Genomic DNA, 16,665 nt, shown 5'->3' on the forward strand with positions numbered 1-16,665 from the left:
ACTGCGCCGGCGGGACCACGCCCTGGATCGGCACTCCGGGAGTGCCGATCACCTGACGTTCTACCGACCACGAGACCTCGACCGGCATCCGCCCTTGCGCAGCACGTGTTGAATGGGGCGCATGCGAGGAGCAATCATTCATGGCCCCGGGGACGTCCGCTTCGAGGAGCGGCCAGATCCCGTCATCGTGGAGCCCACCGACGCCGTCGTCCGTACCGTCGCCTCCTGCGTGTGCGGCTCGGATCTGTGGCGCTACCGGGGCATCTCACAGGTCAAGCGGCCCACACCGATCGGCCACGAGTACGTCGGGGTCGTCGAGGAGGTCGGGCCGGCCGTCACCACCGTCAAGCCGGGCGACTTCGTCGTCGGCGGGTTCCTGCACAGCGACAACACCTGCGCGGTGTGCCGCAAGGGCATGCAGGCCAACTGCCTGCACGGGGGCGGCTTCGACGGCTGCCAGGCCGAGAAGATCCGGATCCCCAACGCGGACGGCACCCTGCTCGCCACCCCGGGCGAGCCGGACGCCGACCTGATCCCGAGCCTGCTGAGCCTTTCCGACGTGATGTGCACCGGCTGGCACGCGGCAGTCTCCGCCGGGGTCGGGCCGGGATCGAGCGTCGTGGTGGTGGGCGACGGCGCCGTCGGGTTGAGCGGCGTTCTCGCCTCGGCGCAGCTCGGCGCGACGACGATCATCGCCATGAGCAGGCACGAGCCGCGCCAGCGGGTCGCCGAGGAGTTCGGCGCGACCCACGTCGTCGCGGAGCGCGGCGCGGAGGGCCTCGCCAAGGTGCTCGAGCTCACCGAGGGCATCGGCGCGGACGCCGTGCTGGAGTGCGTCGGCACCGAGGAGGCCCGGGCGCAGTCGGTGGAGCTGGTCCGGCCGGGCGGCACGATCGGCCTGGTCGGTGTACCGCACGGCGACCTGCCCACCGACACGCTGTTCTGGGGGAACAAGGGCATCAAGGGCGGCGTCGCTCCCGTGCGCGCCTATCTTCCGCATCTGCTGGACCTGGTGTGGAAGCGCGAGATCGACCCGGGGAAGGTCTTCGACCTCACCCTGCCGCTGTCCGAGGTGGCCGACGCCTACCGCGCGATGGACGAGCGGCGCGCGATCAAGGTGCTCCTACAGAACTGACCCGCGCGGCGCGGACCGACGCGGAGCCGACGCGGAGCCGACGCGGAGCCGACGCGGAGCCGACGCGGAGCCGATGACCATGTAGCTGCTGCCAGTTCGACACCTGATCTGGCAGCAGCTACATGGTCATCTGGATACCGCTCAGCCTGCGAGCGCCGCCGTCAGGTCGACCTCGACCAGCTGGCCGGGGAACCCGAGGGCCGCGACGCCCAGGAGGGTGCTCGCCGTGGTGAACGCCTCGGCGATCGGCCCGGCGTTCAGCCGGTCCCACACTGCCGCGAGCTCGGCGGTGCGGTCGCTCGCGACATAGATGACGGAGCGGACGACGTCGCCCGGCGTGGCCCCGGCGGCGGACAGTGCCGCCAGCGCGTTGGCCGCCACCTGGTCCACCTGCGCCATGAGGTCGCCCGTCCCGACGACGGCCCCTGACGCGTCGAGCGGGCACTGGCCTGCGAGGTAGGCGGTCCGGTCGGCCTCGACGATCGTCACGTGGTGGTAGCCGGGCGTGGGGTGGAGCTCGTCGGACTGTATTCGGCTGATCCGCATGGCCGGAGTCTGGCAAGGGACCGGCCCGCCGCGCGATGGATTTCGCCGGTCAGGATGTCACCACGATCCTCCTCGCACGCGCCGGCCCTCGCTGTGCTCGTGGGCGAGGAGATCGGCGATGGTGACCACCGATGCCGGGTCGCCGGATACGGCCGGGTGCGATCATGGTCGAGACGCTAGTGGAACAGCCCGTCCGTTTCGGCGAAGTGAGAGAGATGACGAACCCCTTGACCCAGGCACCGGCACCGGCACCCGACGTGCCCGGCCCCCGCCCGGCCCGCGACCTGCGTTCCGACGCGCGCGACAACCGCGAGCGCATCCTTCAGGTGGCCCGCACGACGTTCGCGGCGGAGGGCATCGGCGTCTCGATGCGCGAGGTGGCGCGGCGCGCCGGCGTCGGCCCGGCGACGCTGTACCGGCGCTTCCCGACCAAGGAGGCGCTGGTCACCGAGGCGTTCGGCGAGCAGATGGTGCGGTGCACCACGATCGTCGGGGACGGGCTCGCGGATGCCGACCCGTGGCGCGGGCTCCGCACGGTGATCGAGCAGGTGTGCGTCCTGCACGCTCTCGACCGTGGCTTCACCGCCGCGTTCGTCACGGCCTTCCCTCGGGCCGTCGACTTCACGGCGGAGCGCACCAGGGTCATGCGGTCGCTGGCCGAGCTGGTCCAGCGCGCCAAGGACTCCGGCGACCTGCGCCGCGACTTCGTGCTGGACGACCTGATCATGCTGATCATGGCCAACTCCGGCATCCGGGCCAGCTCGCGTGCGGCCGCGGCCGCGGTGTCGCGCCGGTTCGCGGCGCTGGTGATCCAGTCGATCAGCGCCCGCCCGACCGTCGGACCGCTGCCGCCCGCCGTGCGGCTCCCGCTGATGGCCGCCATGCGCTGACCCGCTCCGGCAGGGCTGCCACCGGCCCACTGTCGTGCAGTATATTCAGAGAATGGTGAATTTGCCGGAGGCCCTCCCCCGCCCCGGCGCCACGATCCGGTTCGCCGACTCCGGCGGTCCTGGGCGTCCCGTGGTGCTCAGCCACGGCGCCGGCGTCGACCACACGATGTTCGAGCCCCAGCTCCCAGTCCTGCGCGACGCCGGCTACCGCGTGGTCGTCTGGGATCTGCGCGGGCACGGCACCTCCGCGCTGGACCCCGGGACCCGGTTCACCGCCGACGACGCGCTCGACGACCTGGCGGCGCTGCTCGACCGGCTCGGGCTCGACGAGCACCGGTCCGACGAGCACCGACCCGATGGCCTCCAGCGTGATGACCCGCGGCGCGACCGGCCGGTGCTCGTCGGACACTCGCTCGGCGGCAACCTCGCGCAGGCGCTCGTGCGGAGGGCACCGGAGCGGGTCGGCGGCCTCGTGGTCCTCGACTCGGCCTGGAACGCCGGCCCGCTCGGCCGCCTCGAACGGCTGGCGCTCCATTTCGCCGCCCCCATGCTCTCGGCGATCCCGGCGTCCCGGTTGCCGGGGCTGATGGCCCGCGCGTCGGCGTTGCGTCCGGCCGCGGTCGCGCACGCCGAGGCAGTGTTCGCGCGGATGCCGAAGGAGCGGTTCCTCGACGTCTGGCGGGCCACCGTCAGCCTCGTCGACCCGCAGCCGGGCTACCGCACGCCGGTCCCGCTCGGCCTCGTCCGGGGCGCTGGGGACCGCACGGGGAACATCGCCACCGCCATGCCCCGCTGGGCCGCGGCCGAGGGCGTCACCGAGCAGGTCGTCGCGGACGCGGGGCACATCCTCACGCTCGACGCACCGGACGCCGTGAACGAAACTCTTCTGGCGCTTCTGGCGACCATGGGCGCAAGGACCGACGAGAGCCCGGCCACAACATGACCGACCGGCTCGACGACCAGCACGACGACGAGCGTCACGAGGAGCGCGAGCAGTTCGTCAACGCGATGGGCGACACCCTCGCGTCCTGGAACCTCTCCCGGTCCACCGGGCGCACCTACGGCTACCTGCTGACCCGCGCGGCCCCTGCGTCGTCCGACGAGCTCCGCGCCGAGCTCCGGCTCAGCGCGGGCGCGGTGAGCACCGCCATGCGGGAGCTGGTCTCCTGGGGCCTGGCCCGGACGATCCCGCAGCCCGGCAGCCGCCGACTCCTCATCGAGGCAGCCGGCGGCTTCGAGCAGCTGCTCGCGGCCAGTCAGGAGCGTTCGCGCGCGTTCATCCGCACCCTCCGGTCCGGCCGGAACCTCACGGAGGACGCCCGCGCCGCGAGCCGCCTGGACGCGGTGACCGACCTCTTCGAGGCCTACGTCGACGCCGGCGAGCGCATGCTCCGCGACCGCGACTGACGCTCTGCCGGACCAGGCAGGCCGGGCGTGCTGGCAGGCCGGGCGGGCGGGCGGGCCAACTCGCATCTCGACGCGGCGGGGGCATGGTGTGCTGTTGTGGCAGGTGCCGGGTGGGCTGAATCCTGTTCACCTCAGGCTGGTCTCTTCCGGCTCACCTGAACTGTTCAGCCCTGGTGAATCAGACGGGGCCAAGGTGAACGATATTCAGCAGGCCCGGCACCTACGCTCAGCGATTACCTCACCCCCGACCTGTCCGGCCTTACCTCACCCCGGCTGGCCCGGCCTCGCCTCAGCCCCCGACCGGCCCGGCCTTCGGAGGAGGCCGACCAGGACGTCCGCGACGACGAACCCGGCGAGCGTCCAGCCGACCAGCGGCAGCCACCAGCCGATGGCGACCGCCGCCCCGAGCACGGCGGCGATCCCCCACCACGGCGCACCGCGCAGCACGCCCCGCTGCGGCGGGGTCCCGCCCAGCGTGCGCGGCTCGCGCGTCGGACGCCGCTTCCACCACATGAGGTAGCCCAGCACCACCATCGTGGCGATGCCGCTCGCGAGGAGGAACAGCACCAGCTGGTTCGGCAGGCCGAACAGCGAGCCCATGTGGGCGTCGATCCCCCAGCGCGCGAGCTTCGCCGCCAGCGGGAACTCGGCGAAGTCGAGGCGGTGGACGACCTGCATCGTGTCGGGGTCGACCGCCACCGCGTCGACCTCGGTCGGATAGCTGCGCTGGATCTCCTGCACCACCCAGGCGGTACCGGGCTCGGCCGGCGGCGTGATCTCGACCAGGCCGGTGTTGATGTTCACCGCCTGCGCGGTGGCGAGGACCGCGTCGAGCAGGGCGGGATCGGCCCCGCCGGCATCCGCCCCGCCGGCATCCGCGCCGCCGGCATCCGCGCCGCCGCCGGGCAGCCGCGCGTCCACGCCGGGCGTGCTCCAGTCGAACGCCGCCCGCAGGGTGTCCACGTTGCTGCCCGCGTGCTGCGACCAGGTGATGCCCGTCGCCGAGAGGAACAGCGCCCCCAGCAGCACCCAGATGCCGACGGAGGTGTGCCAGGTGAACAGGCGCCGGTAGCCCGTTCGCCCGCGACCGGGCCGCACGAAGTCCTTCTTGCTGCGGGACTTCCGGATGCGCCGGATCCAGAGCCCGAGGCCCGCGACCGCCACGATCCCGAGCCACGAGGCGGCGAGCTCGCTGTAGAGGCGGCCGACGTCGCCCAGGTGGAGGTTGCGGTGCAGCTGGTCCAGCCAGGTGCGCAGCGGCAGGGCACCGCTGGTGCCGTAGACCGTGAGGTCGCCGCGGACCTCACCGGTGCCGGGGTCGACGAACACGGCGCGGGACTCGCTCTCGTCGAGCTCGTCGTCGGCGAACATGATCCGGGTGGTGTCGCCCGGCTCGGGAGCAGGGCGCACCGCCGACGGCGTCGCCGCGGCGTCGCCGATGTGGTCCCTGGCGATCTCGGTCTGCTCGGCCAGGGTCAGCCGCGTGTCCGTGACGGGGGCGTGCAGCTCGTGCCGGTAGACGCCCTGCTCGATCGCGGGCGTCAGGGCGTACAGCGCGCCGCTGGCCGCGGCGACGAGGATGAACGGCCCCACGAGGAGACCGGCGTAGAAGTGCAGCCGGAGCAGCAGGGCGCCGAACCAGCGGGGCCTGCCGTGGGGGCGGTCGCCCCCCGGCGGACGGGGACGTTCTCGGTCGGTCTCGGGTGTGACGGAGACGGTAGTGGTCATGAGGGGGTCGCTTTCAGGTCCTGAGGGCAGCATCGACGGCTCCCCGCCCGGGCGCGTCCAGGCAGGACGGCGGGCGTGGCGGAGCCGCTCGGTGCCCGTGAGCGGGCTCGATGCTCGGAAAGGTCAGATCGCGGGCGCGGCCGGCGGTCCGCGCCGCCGCGACTCCGACACCTCAGGACGAGCGGGGAAGGAACCGGTGAACCAGTCGGGCGCCGTCAACCGGACGACAGGGAACGGCGCGGCGGCGTCGGCGGGGACGGTGAGGCGCCCGCGCAGCCAGCCGGCCAGGTCCGCCGCGAGCTCACGCAGGCGGGACAGCACCCGTTCACCGCAGTACAGGGCGGCGACGGTCACCGCCGCGCCGACGCCGTGCCAGCACCACATGGCCACGTCGGCGCTGATCAGCTCGAAGGGCGAGCCCCCGGACGACGGCGGGAGCTGCTCGTGGGCCCCGTGCGGCACGCCCGACGCTCCCGGGTGCCCCGGAGCACCCGAAGGTCCCGGACCGGCCGGCGCCCCCAGCACGAACAGCGTGTGGAACAGGACCTGGCTCAGCGCGACGGACGCGGTGGTGCGCCACAGCGAGAGCCGCCGGGCCGCGAGTGCCGTGCACACCGTGAGCGACAGCACCCCTGGCACGACGATCCCGAGCCAGCCCGGCATCGCGCCGCCACCCAGGAGGTGAGACAGCAGCGCTGCCGCGGTCGCCACCGACGCCACGACGGGGCCCCGCGCGTCGCGGAGCCGTCGGGGCGGGGTCGGGTGCACGCCGACATTCTGGTGCACAAGGGTCCTGTCCGCCCAGGGCCCACAACGATTAAGTGGTCCTACCGGAGCCCACGGGCCTATCCGAGCGCGCCACGCACCTCGCGGACGATCCGCGCCATCGCCTCCTCGGCGGCCGCGCCGTCGCCCCTGGCGACGGCGAGCGCCACCGCCTCGTGGGCGTCCAGGGCCTCGGGCTCGGGGTGGGCCGGCATCAGGCCGAGGTGGGTGCGTCCGGAGATGACGACGGCGACGACGTCGGCGAGCGCGCTGAACAGCTCGTTGCCGCTGGACCGCATGAGGAGCTCGTGCAGCCGGATGTCCAGCTCGAGGAACTCCTCGCCGTCGCCGTGCCCGGCCTCACCGAGCTCGCGCAGCCGGCGTGCGGTAGCGACCAGCTCGTCGCGAACTGCGGCAGAGGCGCCCCGCGCCGCGCACGCCGCGGCGAGAGGTTCGACCGCCTGCCGCAGCTCGGTGAGCGAGCGCAGCTGCGAGGCGCGGCCCGGCCCGGCCAGCCGCCACTCGATGACCCGGGGGTCGAGCACGTTCCAGGCGTCGTGCGGCAGGACGACGATGCCGACGCGAGGGCCGGAACGGACCAGACCGAGCCCTTCGAGCAGCCGCATCGCCTCGCGCGCGACCGTGCGCGACACCTCGAACTCGGCGCCGATCCCGTCCAGCGTCAGCACCGCGCCGGCAGTCAGCTCACCACCGGTGATGCGGCGGCCCAGGGCTTCGAGGACCGGGCTGTGCAGCACTGGAGGCATCGTCCAAGGATAGAGCGGTCCCCGGTCTCCGTCGGACCGGCGTCTATTGGTGAGATGAATCACGCATCAATGGTGTCACCAATGGTTGAGGATGGACGGATGGACACAGACGTCACCGAGACAGCGATGTTCTCGACCCAGACAACAACCGACGGGACATCCGGCAGCGGCACGGACCGCAGACCCCGGGCGATCGTCGTCATGGGCGTGGCCGGTTCGGGCAAGACGACCGTCGCCGCCCTCCTGGCCGGGCGCCTCGGCGCGTCGTTCGCGGAGGGCGACGACTTCCACTCGCCCGCGAACGTCGCCAAGATGGCCGCCGGCCACGCGCTCGACGACGACGACCGCTGGCCGTGGCTGCGCGGGATCCGGGACTGGTTCGCGGCGGAGCTCGGCGAGGGGCGCAGCGCGGTCGTGCCGTGCAGCGCCCTCCGGCGCAGCTACCGCGACCTGCTGGAGAGCGCAGGCGACGTGCGGTTCGTGCACCTCACCGGCTCGTACGACCTGCTCCGCGAGCGCATCCAGGGCCGCGCCGGGCACTTCATGAAGCCCGAGATGCTCGACAGCCAGCTCGCCACGCTGGAGCCGCTCGCCGACGACGAACCGGGCGTGGCCGTCGACGTCGGCCCGCGGCCGGACCAGATCGTCGACGAGGTCCTGCGCCTCCTGGACGAGCGCGCCACCTCCGCCACCGAGACCGAGGACCGCTGATGTTCCACACCGACCTGCTCACCCAGGGCGCCGTAGCAGCGGCCGCCCTCCCCCAGGCGGCCGCTGCCGCCCCGACGGCCTCGACACCACAGCTCGTCATCGCGGCGGTGGCCGGCATCGCCGTCATCATCGTGCTCATCGTCTGGCTCAAGATGCACCCGTTCCTGGCCCTGGTGCTCGGGTCCGGTGTGCTCGCGGTGGTGGCAGGCATCGGCCTCACCGACACGTTCACCAGCTTCTCGGCGGGCCTGGGGTCCACCGTCGCCGGCGTCGGCGTGCTCATCGCGCTCGGCGCGATCATCGGCAAGCTGCTCATCGACTCGGGCGGCGCCGACCGGATCGTCGACACGATCCTCGACCGGACCCCGGCCAGGCGGCTGCCGTGGGCCATGGCCCTCATCGCCTTCGTGGTGGGCATCCCGCTGTTCTTCGAGGTCGGCGTCGTACTGCTCATCCCGGTCGTGATGATCGTGGCGCGCCGTCTGCGCGCCAACCCCGTCCTGGTCGGCATCCCGGCGCTCGCCGGGCTCTCCGCGCTGCACGGTCTCGTGCCGCCGCACCCGGGGCCGCTCCTGGCGATCGAGGCCCTCGGCGCCGACCTGGGCATCACGCTCGGGCTCGGCCTGCTCGTCGCGGTCCCCACGGTGGTCGTCGCGGGTCCGCTGCTCGCCATCCCGCTCACGCGCTGGGTGCGGCTCGCGCCGCCCGTCAGCATCCTGGGCATGTCCGGCCCTGGCACGTCGGACGGCGCGTCCGACCCGCGCACGTCCGACGGCGCGCCCGGCGCCGGTCTGCCGAACGCCACCGCCGGCCTGCGCAAGCCCACCTTCGGCATGTCGGTGCTGGTCGTGCTCCTGCCCGTGCTGCTCATGCTGGCGCGCTCCGTCGTCGAGATCGCGGGCGCCACCGAGACCGGCTACGGGACCGTGCTGGAGTTCCTCGGCGAGCCGCTCGTCGCCCTGCTCCTCACGGCGCTCTTCGCACTGGTCGCCTTCGGCACCGCCGTCGGGCGCACGCGTCAGCAGCTCGGCGACCTGGTCGGCTCGTCGTTCGCGCCGATCGCGGGGATCCTGCTCATCGTCGGCGCCGGCGGCGGCTTCAAGCAGACACTCGTCGACTCGGGCGTCGGCGAGGTCATCGCCTCCGGCATCGCCGACGCCGGGATCACCCCGCTCCTGGCCGGCTGGCTCGTCGCCGCGCTGATCCGCATCGCCACCGGCTCCGCCACCGTCGCGACCATCACGGCGGCCGGCATCATGGCGCCTCTCGCCACCGGCCTGGAGCCCACCCACGCGGCGCTGCTCGTGCTCGCCATCGGCGCGGGCTCCGTGTTCCTCTCCCACGTGAACGACGCCGGGTTCTGGCTCGTCAAGGAGTACTTCGGCATGACGGTGGGCCAGACGTTCAAGACCTGGACCCTCATGGAGTCGGTGCTGTCGGTCGTCGCGCTCCTGGTGGTGCTCCTCCTCGGGGCGGTCGTCTAGCGCCGGCCCCGCCCTGGCCGCGCGAGCCAGCGCTCAGGCCTCCTCGACGAGCCGTAGCAGCAGCCGGGCGACCCGGTACCGCGCGCGGCCGTCGAGGGACCTGGGGTCGTAGCCCAGCTCGCTCGTCAGGGCGTCGTGCCGCACCTGGAGCGTCGAGTGGTGCATCCCAAGGGCCGCCGCCGCGGCGCGGACGCTCTCCGACCCGGCGAGCTCGTCGAGCACCGCGCGGGTGCGGCGGTCGAGCCGCGCGAGCGCCACGACGTCCGGCTGCTGGGCGGCGACCGGCTCGAGGACGCTGACCGCGGTCAGGACGACGCCGAGGTCCGTGGCATCCACGACCGCGTCGTCCGCCGGCAGCAGCCGCAGGGCGAGCACGGCCGTGCGGAAGGACTCCGGGAGCTCGTCGGCACGCCGCCGGAGCCCCACGCCGGCGGGTCCGGAGAGCTGCTCGTCGTGGCCGAGCACCACCGCCCGGAGCAGGCCGTAGGAGGTGGCCACCACGGTCGACGGGGCGGCCGACACCGGGTGCGAGACCAGGTGCGAGACCGGGCGCGACGCCGGGTGCGAGACCGGGCGCACGACCACACGGACCTCTCGTGCGGGATCGAGCCGGAGCCGCGACAGCGCGACCCGACGCTCGGCCGTGTCGCGGGTGGCGTCCAGCGCCGTCTCGAGGGAGCTGTCCGCACGGCCCGGGTGACGCGCCGCGACCAGGTCGACCGCGAGCGCCAGTCGCTCGACGACCATCGCGTCGTTGGCGTGCGGCGACCCGTGGCGCTCGAGCCAGACGCGGCCGTTGCTGATGGTGCTGGTCGGCCACCGCGGCTGGAGCTCGGCGTGCCCGGCGCCCTCGGCGCGCCCGGTCGCGGGGCCGTCGGTCGCGGGGCCGTCGGTCAGCCGGTCGCCGTCGGGCCCGATGCGATAGGTCCGCCGGCCGTCGACCGCACCGGCGACGGCCCCGCTGAGCACCGCCGCGCCCCGGAGCAGGGCCGCGAGCCCGACCCCGCCCGCGACCAGCACGTCGAAGTAGGCCACGACCTTGAGGGTCTCGCTGGCCTCGGGATCCAGGGCGGTCAGGCGACCCACGAGCTCTTGCATAGTTCGCTCCATCGCGCGTGTGCGCACACTCTACGGCGTGCCCGGCCGGCGAGACCCGCGCCGGGCACGACCGGTCAGCCGGCCGTCTCCAGGAGACGGCGCATCGCCGAGTGCGCCGGCGGGCCCCACGACTGCTTGCCGCCCGGGCGGCCGGTGGTGCCTGCCTCGCCGATGAGGATGCCGCTCAGCGCGGCGAGCAGCGCCCAGCCGCGGGCGCGCCGGAGCGTCGCGGGATCCGTGCCGCCGCCCACGCCGGGCCGGTACGCGGCATGGAAGGTCTCCGCGGCGCCGTCCGGCAGCAGCGCCCACACCGCGGCCAGGTCGGTGGCCGGGTCGCCCGCGCACAGGTCACCGAAGTCGATGACGCCGCAGAAGGTGCCGTCAGCGGTGAGGATGTTGGCCGCGTGCAGGTCGCCGTGGAGCCATACCGGCGGGCCCGCCCAGTCGGCAGCGGCCACCGCGTCGTCCCAGACCGCGCGCACCGCGGCCGGGTCGGCGACGAGCTCCAGCTCGACGGCGGCGGCGAGCCGTTCGGTGAACTCCCCCGCGCGCTCACCCAGCGGCCCGCCGCGGCTCCGGCCGGCCGGCGCCCCGTCCGGTGCGGGCCGGTGGAGCGCCGACAGGAACGCGGCCAGCGCCTCCGCCGCCTCGACGGCCCGGGTCGCCGGGGCGTGGTCCGCCGGTGTGCCCGGCACCCAGGTGGTGACGATCCAGGAGCGCGGGAACAGCTCGGCCGGCTCGCCCAGCCGCTGCGGCACCGGGACAGGCAGCGGGAGCCGCTGCGCGAGGCCGGGCACCCACGCGTGCTCCTTGCGCAGGAGCACGTCCGCGGACTCCGTGGCCCAGGGCAGCCGTACGGCGAGATCGTCGCCGAGCCGCCACAGCTGGTTGTCCCACCCCTTCGCGCCGAGGCGCACCGGGCGGTCCGCCAGGTCCGGGTGCTGCTCGCGCAGCAGGTCCCGGACCAGGTCCGCCGTGATCGTGACGTTGCCGTGGCTCATACGAAGCAACGGTACGTTCCGAAACGGGCCTCAGACACCGAACGCGCGCGCCAGCCAGGAGTCGCGCGCCGCGCGCATCGCCTTGGCGAGCACGCTGTGCGGCGCCATCATGTCGAAACCGTGGAACCCACCTGGCCATACGTGCAGCTCGGCCTGGACGCCCGCGTGCCACAGCGCTGTGGCGTACGCGACATCCTCGTCGCGGAAGACCTCCGCGCTGCCGCAGTCGATGAAGGCCGGCGGCAGACCCGACAGATCCGTGGCCCGGGCCGGCGCCGCGTAGACCGAGACGTCGTCGGTCCCCCGCCGGTCGCCCAGGAGCGCCGACCACCCCGTGACGTTCGACCCTCGGTCCCACACGCCGACGCCGTCGATCTGCGCGGTGGAGACCGTCTGGTCCCGGTCGTCCAGCATGGGGTAGACCAGCACCTGCCCGGCCAGGGCCGGGCCGCCCTCGTCGCGGGCGAGCAGCGCCGTCCCGGCGGCGAGCCCGCCACCCGCGCTGGCCCCGGCGATGACGAGGCGGTCGACGTCGATGCCCAGCTCCTCGGCATGCTCCGCCGTCCAGACCAGTCCCGCGTAGCAGTCGCGCACCGGGTAGGGGTCGGGGAACTCCGGCGCGAGGCGGTAGTCGACCGTGACCACGACGGCGTCGAAGTCGGCGATCCAGCTCAGGAGCTGGTCCAGCCCCACGAACCGGTCGCCCATGATCATCCCGCCGCCGTGGGTGTGATAGATCCCTGGCCCGACGCCGGTCCGGCCCTGGCGACGCAGCACGCTCACCTCGATCTCGTCGCCGCCGTGCCCGGGGATGCTCACGTCCCGGCGCTCGACGCCCGCCGCGGTGAGCGCGTCGTCGACGTTCGCGTCGAGCGCAGGCGCGCCCTGGCGCAGCAGCGGGATCATCTCGGGCGTGATGGTCGGCGGCAGCTGCTCCGCCAGCAGCGTGAGCGTCGCCTCGAGCTCGGGGTCGAACGGGGGCCTCTTCACGGTATCGGCCATGAGATCTCCTCTGATCCAGGTCCTGTACGGAAGGTCGGGGTGCGGTGCCTGTCTCCGCACCCTCAGTCTCCGCCGCCGGCACCCGGAGATCATCCGCCGAACGGGGCGGTCTCGGGGCGGGCCGGCCGCCATCCGGCGGGTGCACACGGGCACACCGCCACCGGGCGGTGCAGGTACTCGGTCGAGCGGGTACTCGGTCGCGCACGTACTCAGCCGCGCACGTACTCAGCCGGGCAGGTACTCAGCCGCGCAGGTACGCCAGCACCGCCCGCACGCGGCGGTGGCCCGCGTCGTCGACGGTGAGCCCGAGCTTGGCGAAGACGTTGCCGATGTGCTTGGCCACCGCCGCGTCGCTGACGACGAGCCGTTCGGCGATCTCCGGGTTCGACCGGCCCTCTGCCATCAGGGCGAGCACCTCGCGCTCGCGCGGCGTCAGGGTGCCGAGCGGCGACGAGCTGCGGTCGAGCAGCGACCGGACGATCTGTGGGTCGATGACCGTGCCGCCGGCCGCCACGACCTCCAGGGACGCCATGACGTCGCTCACGCGCCCGATCCGGTCCTTGAGCAGGTAGCCGATCCCGCCCGACGAGCCAGAGAGCAGGTCCCGCGCGTAGGCGTCGGCGACGTACTGCGACAGGAGGACCACCGGCAGCGCCGGGTGGTGCCGCCGGAGCTCAGCGGCGGCGTCGATCCCGTCGTTCTGCAGCCGCGGTGGCATCCGGACGTCGGTGATCACCAGGTCGGGCAGCTCGCCGTGCGCGCCGTCCGCCAGCACCAGGCGCACGAGCTCGTCCGCGTCGTCCGTCACGTGCGCCACCTCGTGCCCCACGCGTTCGAGCAGTCCGACCAGGCCCTCGCGCAGCAGGATCGAGTCCTCGGCCAGCACTATCCGCATGTCACCACCATCCGCATGTCACACAGTCTCCGCCACGTGTCACGTGTCACGTGTCACGCGGCATCCGTCACGGTCGGCACGGCGGTCGGCACGGCGGTCGGCACGGCGCCCGGCACGGCGTCCGGCCGCTCCACGCTCGACCCGGCTCGCGGCGCACGGGCCGGCAGGAGCAGCGCGACCGTCGTCGGCCCGCCGGCCGGACTGGTCACCGTCAGGCTCCCCTGCGTGGCCTCCGCACGCTCGCGCAGCCCGGCGAGCCCGGTCCCGGACCGGAAGTCCGCGCCGCCGACACCGTCGTCGTGCACCCGGACCACCAGCAGCTCGCCGTCGCGGTCCAGGCGAACCTCCGCGGCGTGCGCCCGGCTGTGCCGCGCGATGTTCGTCAGCGCCTCGCTGACCACGAAGTAGGCGCACAGCTCGATCTCCGTGTCGAAGCGCTCCTCGACGCTGCTCTCCAGGGCCACCGGGACCGGCATCCGGGAGGTCAGCTCGTGCACGGCCGCCGTCAGCCCGTGGTCTGCGAGCACGCGCGGATGGATGGCGCGCACGGTCGAGCGCAGGTCCTCGAGCGCGGCCTCCGCGAGGTCGTGGGCCCGGTCCAGGTGCCCCCGCAGACGCTCGACGTCGACCCCGGCCCGCGCCAGCTCCTCGGCGTCCAGGTCCGCCGAGCCCAGGGCGATGGCGAGGGTCACCAGCTTCTGCTGGGCGCCGTCGTGCAGGTCACGCTCGATGCGCCGCAGGTCGCCCTCGAACGACCGGACGAGGCGGGTGCGCGAGGCGGTGAGGCGCTCGATCTGCCGGCGCAGCTCGGCGCCGCGGGGTGCCAGGAGCGCCCGGCCGAGCGCGGCCTGCGCCTCGGCGAGGAGGCCGAGCACGTACCCGAGGACGGGGAACCCGATCACCGAGGCGACCAGCCCGAGCAGGTTGCCTTCCGGGTTGTCGGCCCAGAACCTCTCCGTCCCGGTCAAGCGGCGCGGCAGGCTCAGCACGAGGATCACCGACCAGACGGTGAGGATCTGGGCGGCGGCGCCCGCCCAGCCGAGCGGGATGGAGATGAGCACGTAGGCCACCTCGCGCCATGTCGCCGACTCCCGCAGCCGGAAGACCACCCTGCCGAGACCGCGCCGGTCGGTGGGTACGTGCGGGTCCGCGATCACGTCCTTGCCGAGCAGCCGGACCCGGCCGCGGTCGAACCGTGCGATCAGGGGGCTGCACACCAGCATGAGCAGGACCAGCGCACCCACCAGGAAGCGCAGCGACTGGTCCTGGAGGATGCCGCTGAACAGGAGGATGGCGAAGGGACCGGGAAGCAGCGCGCTCACGAGCGTGAACAGCCACGCCCGCGGCGGCCACCGCGAGACGAGGTAGCCCGGGCGTCGCAGGGCGGCGGCGAGGTGGTCGGGGCGGCTCACCCGGTCACGGTACCGCCGGCGAATCCGGCTCGGGACAGCGGTCGGTCTACCCGCGGGGTAGTGCCTGGTCTACCCCCGGCCTGGTCCGCACGCCAGTGACCTGCCCGCACGCCGCCGGTGGGATGGGGGGCATGCTGACCACCGGCCCCGACGAACCCCGTCCGGACGAGCCCGGCCCCCGGCCCGGCCGTCGCCCCCGTCGCCCCCGCCGTGCCGGACCAGGCGAGGGTGCGCCCGGAGCGCTCTCCGCGCTCGGCCCCGCGCTCTCGCTCACCCTGGCCTGGGCGGCACTCGCCGCCGTCGCCTGGCTCGCCCTCGCGGCGGCGACCCGCCCGTCGACCCCCACCACGTGGACGACGACGACGCTCGCCGCCGTCGCCATCGCCGCGGCCTGGCTGGTCGGCATCCGGGCCGCCGTGGTCCTGGTCGCAGGCACCCGGCGCGCGCACCCGTCGGTCGGGACGCGCGCCAGGGCACCGCGCCCGGAGCTCGACGGCCTGGTGGTCGCCCTGCTCTGCACCACCGCCGACGACTTCCGCGCCGACGTCGTGGAGCGCAGCATGCGCCAGACCCACCCGCGCACGCGGACCGTCGTCCTCGACGACTCGCGCAGCGCCGAGGGCCGCGCCGCCGTGGACGCTTTTGCCGCAACCGCCACCGCCACTGTCGCCGGCGGCGGGCCGGGGCTGGTCGAGGTGGTCCGGCGGGCGGACCGCAGCGGGTTCAAGGCCGGGAACCTCAACAACTACCTGCGCCACCACGCCGCCGGCGTGGATGCCGTCGTCGTCATCGACGCCGACCAGGAGATCGGCCCCGACTTCGTGCGGACGGCGCTGCGCCACCTCCATGCGTACCCCCGGGTGGCGGTGGTGCAGGGCGCCATCCGCTCACGGCGGGGCGACACCCGGTTCGTGCGCGACTTCCGCGGCATGTTCGACGCCCACCTGCGCGCGACGTCGGCGGGCCGGGCCCGGTTCGGGACGGCGACCTTCGCGGGCCGCGGCGCCCTGCTCGACGTCAGCGCGCTGCGCGACGCCGGCGGATTCCCGGAGGTCGTCGCGGAGGACGCCGCGCTGACGCTCGAGCTCGCGCGCCGCGGGCGCACCGTGCGCTACGTGCCGGAGCTTGTGTCCGTCGAGGACGCTCCCACCGACTACACGGCGTTCACCACGCAGCTCGGCAAGTTCACCGAGGGCGCCATGCAGCTGCTCGGCCGCAACCGCGGCCTGCTGTTCGACACGCGTCTGCGCCCCGCACGCCGGCTCGACGTGTTCCTGGACCTCGCCTCGCCGCTCGTCGGCGCCGCCATGACGGTCGCGCTGTTCGGCTTCACCCTGGCCGCGGCGACCGAACGGATGCCCGGTATCCCGGTGCCGCTGGGAGCGTCGCTCGGGGTCCTCGGGGCGGTGCCCCTGCTGCCCGAGGCGATCCGTCGCACCAGGCGGCGCGGCCCGGTGACGGCGTCCCTGTTCCTCCTGCGCGGCGCGATGCTCTACGCGTCCGTGGCGATCGTCGCGCTCCGCGCGGTCCTGCGGGTGGGCCTCGGCCTGCGTGCCCGGTTCGTGGTCACGCCCAAGGCCAACGACCGGGCGGGCCTGCGCACCACCGCCAGCCGACGACGCCCGGAGCTCGCCGCCGCGGCCGCCGCGATCCTGGTGGCGGTCCTGGTGAGCGGGACCGTCGCACCGGCGGGGGTGTTCTGCGTCGTGGCGGCCACCGCCGTCGGCTACTCGCTGCTGGGCGGGCGCCCGGCACGCCCGTAGCCTCCCCGCCACCGCGTGCCCGCTGGTCGAGCTTGTCGAGACCTGGGTAGGTCTCGACAAG

Annotated in this window: 16 protein-coding genes; 7 read left to right on the forward strand and 9 right to left on the reverse strand. The window is 74.1% G+C overall.

From position 1 onward, the window contains the following. The first annotated feature begins 121 nt into the window (after positions 1 to 121). Positions 122 to 1,135, forward strand: a complete 1,014-nt coding sequence (locus tag AB0F40_RS25210; protein WP_357474387.1) for a zinc-dependent alcohol dehydrogenase family protein — start codon at positions 122 to 124, stop codon at positions 1,133 to 1,135. Between the two features lie 141 nt (positions 1,136 to 1,276). Here AB0F40_RS25210 and AB0F40_RS25215 read toward each other — a convergent pair whose 3' ends face one another. Continuing rightward, positions 1,277 to 1,681, reverse strand: coding sequence for a RidA family protein (locus AB0F40_RS25215; protein WP_357474390.1), 405 nt, complete (start codon positions 1,679 to 1,681; stop codon positions 1,277 to 1,279). A gap of 215 nt (positions 1,682 to 1,896) precedes the next feature. Between AB0F40_RS25215 and AB0F40_RS25220 the strand changes: the two genes are divergently transcribed. Genes AB0F40_RS25220 through AB0F40_RS25230 form a run of 3 tightly spaced genes read left to right on the forward strand, consistent with a single transcriptional unit; the run spans position 1,897 to position 3,978 of the window. Further along, the gene (locus AB0F40_RS25220) at positions 1,897 to 2,571 is read left to right on the forward strand and encodes a helix-turn-helix domain-containing protein (protein WP_357474393.1); all 675 of its coding nucleotides are present in this window, start codon (positions 1,897 to 1,899) and stop codon (positions 2,569 to 2,571) included. A gap of 52 nt (positions 2,572 to 2,623) precedes the next feature. Further along, positions 2,624 to 3,514, forward strand: a complete 891-nt coding sequence (locus AB0F40_RS25225; RefSeq protein ID WP_357474396.1) for an alpha/beta hydrolase — start codon at positions 2,624 to 2,626, stop codon at positions 3,512 to 3,514. After that, a complete protein-coding gene (locus AB0F40_RS25230; RefSeq protein ID WP_357474399.1) occupies positions 3,511 to 3,978 on the forward strand; it encodes a transcriptional regulator in 468 nt (155 codons plus the stop codon). Before AB0F40_RS25225 ends, AB0F40_RS25230 begins: the two co-directional genes overlap by 4 nt. Positions 3,979 to 4,242: 264 nt before the next feature. Here the strand turns inward: AB0F40_RS25230 and AB0F40_RS25235 are convergent, their stop codons facing one another. The 3 genes from AB0F40_RS25235 to AB0F40_RS25245 form a co-directional block, all read right to left on the reverse strand. Beyond that, positions 4,243 to 5,706: a PepSY-associated TM helix domain-containing protein gene (locus AB0F40_RS25235; RefSeq protein WP_357474402.1), complete on the reverse strand. Its 1,464-nt coding sequence runs from the start codon at positions 5,704 to 5,706 to the stop codon at positions 4,243 to 4,245. A gap of 123 nt (positions 5,707 to 5,829) precedes the next feature. Further along, positions 5,830 to 6,474: a hypothetical protein gene (locus AB0F40_RS25240; protein WP_357474405.1), complete on the reverse strand. Its 645-nt coding sequence runs from the start codon at positions 6,472 to 6,474 to the stop codon at positions 5,830 to 5,832. 77 nt (positions 6,475 to 6,551) lie between these two features. Beyond that, complete coding sequence (locus AB0F40_RS25245) at positions 6,552 to 7,238, reverse strand: FCD domain-containing protein (RefSeq protein WP_357474407.1); 687 nt, start codon at positions 7,236 to 7,238, stop codon at positions 6,552 to 6,554. Positions 7,239 to 7,364: 126 nt separating this feature from the next. Here AB0F40_RS25245 and AB0F40_RS25250 point away from each other — a divergent pair, with 126 nt between their 5' ends. After that, positions 7,365 to 7,949 (forward strand): gluconokinase, encoded by a 585-nt coding sequence (locus tag AB0F40_RS25250; protein WP_357474430.1) that lies wholly within the window; start codon positions 7,365 to 7,367, stop codon positions 7,947 to 7,949. Continuing rightward, positions 7,949 to 9,433 (forward strand): gluconate:H+ symporter, encoded by a 1,485-nt coding sequence (locus AB0F40_RS25255; RefSeq protein WP_357474410.1) that lies wholly within the window; start codon positions 7,949 to 7,951, stop codon positions 9,431 to 9,433. Before AB0F40_RS25250 ends, AB0F40_RS25255 begins: the two co-directional genes overlap by 1 nt. Before the next feature lie 33 nt (positions 9,434 to 9,466). On the opposite strand, the gene AB0F40_RS25260 is transcribed toward AB0F40_RS25255, so the two are convergent. The 5 genes from AB0F40_RS25260 to AB0F40_RS25280 all read right to left on the reverse strand — a co-directional run bounded on the left by AB0F40_RS25260 (position 9,467) and on the right by AB0F40_RS25280 (position 14,841). Beyond that, a complete protein-coding gene (locus AB0F40_RS25260) occupies positions 9,467 to 10,531 on the reverse strand; it encodes a hypothetical protein (protein ID WP_357474413.1) in 1,065 nt (354 codons plus the stop codon). A 74-nt stretch (positions 10,532 to 10,605) separates the two neighbouring features. Beyond that, positions 10,606 to 11,532 (reverse strand): aminoglycoside phosphotransferase family protein, encoded by a 927-nt coding sequence (locus AB0F40_RS25265; protein ID WP_357474416.1) that lies wholly within the window; start codon positions 11,530 to 11,532, stop codon positions 10,606 to 10,608. Between the two features lie 30 nt (positions 11,533 to 11,562). Continuing rightward, the gene (locus tag AB0F40_RS25270) at positions 11,563 to 12,534 is read right to left on the reverse strand and encodes an alpha/beta hydrolase (protein WP_357474419.1); all 972 of its coding nucleotides are present in this window, start codon (positions 12,532 to 12,534) and stop codon (positions 11,563 to 11,565) included. A 241-nt stretch (positions 12,535 to 12,775) separates the two neighbouring features. After that, positions 12,776 to 13,429: a response regulator transcription factor gene (locus AB0F40_RS25275; RefSeq protein WP_357474422.1), complete on the reverse strand. Its 654-nt coding sequence runs from the start codon at positions 13,427 to 13,429 to the stop codon at positions 12,776 to 12,778. Positions 13,430 to 13,482: 53 nt separating this feature from the next. Then, complete coding sequence (locus tag AB0F40_RS25280) at positions 13,483 to 14,841, reverse strand: sensor domain-containing protein (RefSeq protein WP_357474425.1); 1,359 nt, start codon at positions 14,839 to 14,841, stop codon at positions 13,483 to 13,485. A gap of 131 nt (positions 14,842 to 14,972) precedes the next feature. On the opposite strand from AB0F40_RS25280, the gene AB0F40_RS25285 reads away from it, so the two are divergent. Further along, positions 14,973 to 16,604, forward strand: coding sequence for a glycosyltransferase family 2 protein (locus AB0F40_RS25285; protein ID WP_357474427.1), 1,632 nt, complete (start codon positions 14,973 to 14,975; stop codon positions 16,602 to 16,604). The last annotated feature ends 61 nt before the right edge of the window (positions 16,605 to 16,665 follow it).

Source organism: Promicromonospora sp. NPDC023987 (assembly GCF_040639055.1).
Lineage (GTDB): Bacteria > Actinomycetota > Actinomycetes > Actinomycetales > Cellulomonadaceae > Promicromonospora.